The sequence below is a fragment of the Streptomyces purpurogeneiscleroticus genome (assembly GCF_020024005.1).
Taxonomy (GTDB): domain Bacteria; phylum Actinomycetota; class Actinomycetes; order Streptomycetales; family Streptomycetaceae; genus Streptomyces; species Streptomyces purpurogeneiscleroticus.
Genome location: NZ_NHSG01000028.1, coordinates 1 through 5,997, shown reverse-complemented (window position 1 = coordinate 5,997; position 5,997 = coordinate 1). Strand labels below are relative to the sequence as shown.

Sequence of the window (5,997 nt, the reverse complement as noted above, 5' to 3'; positions counted from 1 at the left end):
CCCCGGGGCCCCCGCATGATCGACAAGCTGCTGCCCGCCCCCGTGATCACCGCCGAGGCGTTCCACGACGCCCCCGTCTCGGACATGTTCCCCGAGGAACTCGCCCTGGTGGCCGACGCGGTACCGAAGCGGCAGCAGGAGTTCGGTACGGTACGCGGCTGCGCCCGCGACGCGCTCGCCCGGCTGGGCTTCGCCCCCGCGCCCCTGCTGCCGGGGCCCGACCGCGCGCCGCGCTGGCCGGCCGGCGTCGTCGGGGCGCTCACCCACTGCACCGGCTACCGCGCCGCCGCGGTCGCCCGCGCCACGGACGTGCTGACCCTGGGCCTGGACGCGGAGCCGCACGAGCCGGTGGCCGATCAGGGCGTACTGGAGCTGGTCACCCTCCCCGAGGAGCGGGCCCAGCTGGCCCGGCTCGCCGAGCTGATGCCCGAGGTCTGCTGGGACCGGCTGATCTTCAGCGCGAAGGAGAGCGTCTACAAGGCGTGGTATCCGCTCGCCCGCCGCTGGCTCGGGTTCGAGGAGGCGCACCTCACCCTCGACCCGACGGACGCCACCTTCACCGCCCGCCTCCTCGTCCCGGGGCCGGTCGTCCGGGGCCGGGAGCTCACCGGGTTCAGCGGCCGGTGGCTGATCGGGTCGGGGCTGGTGACGACGGCCGTGGTGCTGCCCGCGTGAGACCGCGCGGCCGCGGATGCGGGGCGGCGGGCAGGGGCGCAGCCTGGTAGGGGACCCCACCAGCCCTCACGGAGGCCACTATCGGAACGTTTGCGTTTCGATCGGAGCGAGGCGTACGCTCGAAGAGGCTAAGAGTACGAAACCGTTTCGATCCGTTGTTCGGGGTGGACATGCCCGTCACCACGCCGCCGTCCGCAGCACGCCGGACGCGGCTCTCGCCGGAGCGCGAGGGGGAGCTGTACGCCGCGGTCCTGGATCTGGTGCGCGAGGTCGGATACGAGAACCTCACCCTGGACGCCGTCGCTGCCCGCTCCCGGTGCAGCAAGGCCACGCTGTACCGCCGCTGGCAGGGGAAGCCCCGGCTGGTGTCCGCTGCGCTGCGGCATCTGCGGCCGTTCTCGCTGGAGGACCTGGACACCGGTTCGCTCCGCGGTGATGTGCACGAGCTCGCCCGGCGCATCGGGGACGCCAAGAAGGACATCGACCTGATGCGCGGGATCACGCACGCCGTGCACAGGGATCCGGAGCTGGCCGAGGCCATGCACACGGCCCTGATCGAACCCGAACTGGAGGTGATGCAGGCGATGCTCGACCGGGCGGTCGCCCGCGGCGAGGTCGACTCCGGCTGCCCGGCGATCCCCTTCTTCCCGCACGCACTGTCCGGCGCCGTCTTTTCGCGCCCGATGATCGAGCAACGCCCCGCGGACGCCGCGTACCTCACGCGCTATCTGGACGCCGTGGTGCTTCCCGCCCTGCTGCGGACCTGACGCCGGCCCGGGCGCAACGCCGGGCGGCACGCACTAGAACCACCCCTGGGGACCCCGGAAGAGGAGCACCGGACCCCGGAAGAACCGAAGGACTCCGTATGACCTCCACCCGTGTCGATGCAGGCGCCGACGCCGGGCAGCCGGCCGAGGCGCCGTCCGGCGGCCGGGCGACGGGGCACACGCCCCACCGCTGGTGGGTGCTGGCCGTCATCGGCCTCGCCCAGCTGATGGTGGTGCTGGACGCCACCATCGTGAACATCGCCCTCCCGTCCGCCCAGCGCGACCTGGGCTTCAACAACGACGGCCGGCAGTGGGTCGTCACCGCCTACTCCCTCGCCTTCGGCTCCCTGCTGCTGCTCGGCGGGCGGCTCGCCGACCTCTTCGGACGGAAGACGACGCTGCTGATCGGTCTGGTCGGCTTCGCCGGGTCCTCCGCGCTGGCCGGTGCCGCCCACAGCTTCTCGATGCTGGTGATCGGCCGGGCCCTGCAGGGCCTGTTCGGCGCGCTGCTCGCCCCGTCCGCGCTGTCCCTGCTGACGACGACGTTCACCGACGCCAAGGAACGCGCCAAGGCGTTCGGCATCTTCGGTGCGATCGCCGGTTCCGGCGGCGCCATCGGGCTGCTGCTCGGTGGCGTACTGACCGAGCACCTGGACTGGCGCTGGACCCTGTACGTCAACCTCGTCATCGCCGTCGTGGCGGTCATCGGCGCGCTGATCTTCGTCCGCCGCCCCGCGCCCACCACGCGACCCCGGCTCGACCTGTTCGGCACGCTGCTCGTCGCCGCGGGGCTCTTCGGCATCGTCTTCGGCTTCTCCAGCGCCGAGACGCACGCCTGGAGCCACTGGATGTGCTGGGCGTTCCTCGCGGGCGGCGGCGTGCTGCTCCTCGCGTTCGTGCTCTGGGAGACGCGCGCCGGGCATCCCCTGCTGCCGCTGCGTGTGCTGGGTGACCGCAACCGCGCCGCGTCCTTCATATCCGTGTTCATCTCCGGCGCCGGCATGTTCGGGGTCTTCCTCTTCCTGACGTACTACCTGCAGCAGACCCTGGCGTACACGCCGGTCAAGACCGGTCTCGCCTTCCTGCCCATGGTCGGCATGCTGATGGTGATGGCGCAGCTGTCGATGAACATCCTCGTGCCGAAGATCGGCCCCAAGCCGATCGTGCCGCTGGGCATGTTCTTCGCCGCGGCCGGCATGATCTGGCTGACGCGGCTGGACCTGGACAGCACGTACGCCGCGCACGTCCTGCCGCCGCTGCTGGTGATGGGCTTCGGCCTCGGCATGGTCATGCCGCCCGCGATGAGCCTGGCCACGCTGGGCGTCGCACCGAGTGACCAGGGCGTCGCCTCGGCGACGGTCAACACGATGCAGCAGGTCGGCGGTTCGATCGGCACCGCGCTGTTCAACACGATGGCCGCCAGCGCCGTCACCAACTACCTCGCGGACCGCAGGCCGACCAGGCTGAACCAGGCGGAAGCCGCCCTGCACAGCTACGACATCGCGTACTGGTGGGCCGCCGCCTTCTTCGCCACCGGCCTGGTCATCACGCTGTTGCTGTACCGCAGGGGCAAGGCCGTCGCCGATCACGGCCCGGCCGTACCGGTGGAGCCGGAGCACCACGGCCATGGCCACGGGCGGCACGGGGGCGCACACGACGGGTCCGCCGAGCCGGAGCCGACTCCGGTGACCGCGGCGGTCGCGACGCCGACCGGTCCCGCCGTGCACGGCCGGGTGCTGGACGCGGCCGGTGCGCCCGTGCCGGAGGCCGCCGTCACGCTGATCGACTCCCAGGGCAGCCAGCTCGGCCGCGCCACGGCGGCGGCGGACGGCCAGTACTCCCTGGCCACCCCGGCCGCGGGCAGCTATGTACTCGTCGGTGCGGCCGCCGGGCACCAGCCGCGGGTGGCCACCCTGGCCGTCGGCGCGGAACCGGTCGCCTTCGACCTGATGCTCGCCGGGACCGGCGGCCTGGAGGGCACCGTGCGGGCCGGCTCGTCACCGGTGCCGAACGCCCTGGTCGTGGCCACGGACGAGCGCGGCGACGTGATCGAGTCGGCCTCCTCCGGCGAGGACGGCGGCTACCGCCTCCCCTCGCTCGTACCGGGCGTCTACACCCTGACGGCCAGTGCGGAGGGGTACCAGCCGTACGCCGGCATCGCCGAGGTCTCCGGAGGCGTACCGACCCGCCAGGACGCCGTGCTCCAGCCCGCCGCCACCCTCCGCGGCACGGTCCACAGCCGGACCGGCGCGCCCCTGGGCGAGGCCCGTGTCTCGCTGCTGGACCCCGCGGGCAACGTGGTGGCGGTCCGGACGACGGGCCCGGACGGCGCGTACGCGTTCACCGACCTGTCCGGCGGCGAGTACACGGTCGTGGCCAGCGGCTTCCCGCCGGTCGCCACCCCGCTGACCGTCGGCGCCGCGGGCCACGACGGCTTCGACATCACCCTCACGCACGGGGACTGACACCCCGGACCCCGAGGAGGGCGGCATCCGTACGTACGGATGCCGCCCTCCTCGTCATTGCGCCGGGCGCCACATCGGCCAGAGCGTCGGGCCGTCCTCGTGGGCGCGCAGTTCCGCGCTGACGGTGAACCCGAAGTGCTCGTAGAACGGGATGTTGTCCGGCTTGGAGGACTCCAGGTGGACGGGGAGGCCCGCCGCGTCGGCGCGGGCGAGGCCCGAGCGGAGCAGGGCGGCGCCGTGGCCCTGACCGCGGACTTCCGGGTCGGCGCCGATCAGCGCGAGATACCAGTGCGGTTCCTCGGGCGTGTGCGCGGCGACCTGTTCCACGACGTCCCGCAGCAACAGGGCGCGCTCGCCGAGGATGTCCACCAGTTCGTGCACCGTCCCGGCGTCCGGTACGGCCTTGTCGCGGGCCTCCGGCGGCACCCAGAACGCCGCGGCGGCGGAGGTGAGTTCGCACCTGCCGTGCGGCCCGTACTGCCGGCGGAAGAGCGTCGTGAAGTAACGGACGAGCCGCTCACCGCGGGTGGCGGCGTCGGGGAGCAGCCAGCACATCAACGGATCGTCGTCGAAGGCCCGGGCCAGCGACCGGCCGATCGACGGAGTGTCGTCGGCCGTCGCGGCCCTGGGGGTACACGTGTTCGGCATACCGTGCATTCTGCCCGGAAATGATCAAGCAGCGGTATCGGCTTTGGCGGGTTCTTCCGTGAAGTCCATCTCAGGCGGCGGGACGCGGAACAGGCGCGTGAGGTAGGCGAGGTAGCAGATGCCGAGGGCGAGCCAGATGAGGCCGAGGGTGAGGGCCTTGCCGTCCAGGCGGCTGAGGAGCCAGAGGTCGACCAGGGCGCCGACGGCGGGGAAGGCCAGGTAGGTGACCGGGCTGAGCCGGGTCCCGGCACGGCGTTCGCGCAAGTACGTGGCGATGACGCTGACGTTGACCAGTGTGAAGGCCGTGAACGCGCCGAAGTTGATGAAGGACGTGGACGTCGTCACGCTCAGCCGCAGGGCGATCAGGCCGATCAGGCCGGTGAGGGCGATGTTGAGCGCGGGGGTGCGCAGCCGGGGGTGCAGATAGCCGAAGAGGCGGCGCGGGAGGACGCCGTCCCGCCCCATGGCGTACAGCAGCCGGGAGGCGCTGGCCTGGGCGGCGATGCCGGAGGCGAACTGCGCGACGACCAGCCCTGCGAGGAAGAAGGAGGCGAACAGGTCGCCCGCGATGGTCTTCGCGATCTCGAAGGCCGCCGAGTCGGGGTCGTCGAACGCCGCGCCGGGGTGGACGAGCTGGGTGGTGTAGGCGAGGGCGACGAAGATGCCGCCGCCGATGAGGGCGGTGAGGAGGATGGCGCGCGGAATGGTCCGCTTCGGGTCGACGGCCTCCTCGGTGAGGGTGGTGACGGCGTCGAACCCGAGGAAGGAGTACGCGGCGACGGCCGCACCCGCGGACACACCGGTCACGGTGGTCGCGTCATTGACGAACGGCGTGCTGCTGAAGATCGCCCCGGTACCGCCCTGGTGGAAGACGTGCAGCAGGGAGAGGACGGCGAAGAACCCGATCACCAGCACCTGGAAGGCCATGAGCAGGTCGTTGGCGCGCTCGGCGGTGCGGATGCCGCAGATGTTCAGCGTGGTGGTGACGGCGATGAAGGCGAGGATCCACACCCAGGAGGGCACTCCTGGGAACTCGGCCTTGAGGTAGGCGGCGCCGATCAGCCAGATGACCATCGGCAGGAAGAAGTAGTCCAGCAGGGTCGCCCAGCCGACGAGGAATCCGGCCCGGGAGTCGATGGCGCGCCGTACGTAGGTGTAGGCGGAGCCGGCGACGGGGTGGCGGGCTGCCATCTTGCCGTAGCTGTGCGCGGTGAAGATCATCGCGACCATGGCGAGCAGATACGCGGTGGGCACGGCGCCATGCGTCTCACCGGCGACGACGCCGAAGGTGCCGAGCACGATCAGCGGGGCCATGTAGGCGAGGCCGAAGGCGACGACGCCTTTCAGGGTCAGGGTCCGGCGGAGCGCGGGGGCTGGCTCGGTCACGGTGGGACTCCAGTAGTGGTGAGGGCGAGGGGAGGGGGCTCGGAAGACTTGTTAAG

At 71.9% G+C, this 5,997-nt stretch carries 5 protein-coding genes; 3 read left to right on the top strand and 2 right to left on the bottom strand.

Translation table 11 applies throughout. From position 1 onward, the window contains the following. Positions 1-15: 15 nt before the first annotated feature. The 3 genes from CCS38_RS00770 (at position 16) to CCS38_RS00760 (ending at position 3,907) form a co-directional block, all read left to right on the top strand. The gene (locus CCS38_RS00770; RefSeq protein ID WP_223731226.1) at positions 16-675 is read left to right on the top strand and encodes a 4'-phosphopantetheinyl transferase family protein; all 660 of its coding nucleotides are present in this window, start codon (positions 16-18) and stop codon (positions 673-675) included. A 170-nt stretch (positions 676-845) separates the two neighbouring features. Continuing rightward, positions 846-1,442, top strand: coding sequence for a TetR/AcrR family transcriptional regulator (locus tag CCS38_RS00765; protein WP_223731225.1), 597 nt, complete (start codon positions 846-848; stop codon positions 1,440-1,442). A gap of 98 nt (positions 1,443-1,540) precedes the next feature. Further along, on the top strand, positions 1,541-3,907 hold the full coding sequence (locus CCS38_RS00760) for an MFS transporter (protein WP_223731224.1): 2,367 nt from the start codon (positions 1,541-1,543) through the stop codon (positions 3,905-3,907). A 54-nt stretch (positions 3,908-3,961) separates the two neighbouring features. Here CCS38_RS00760 and CCS38_RS00755 read toward each other — a convergent pair whose 3' ends face one another. After that, on the bottom strand, positions 3,962-4,555 hold the full coding sequence (locus CCS38_RS00755; RefSeq protein WP_372456950.1) for a GNAT family N-acetyltransferase: 594 nt from the start codon (positions 4,553-4,555) through the stop codon (positions 3,962-3,964). A gap of 24 nt (positions 4,556-4,579) precedes the next feature. Continuing rightward, positions 4,580-5,941: an APC family permease gene (locus tag CCS38_RS00750; protein WP_223731222.1), complete on the bottom strand. Its 1,362-nt coding sequence runs from the start codon at positions 5,939-5,941 to the stop codon at positions 4,580-4,582. Positions 5,942-5,997 lie beyond the last annotated feature (56 nt).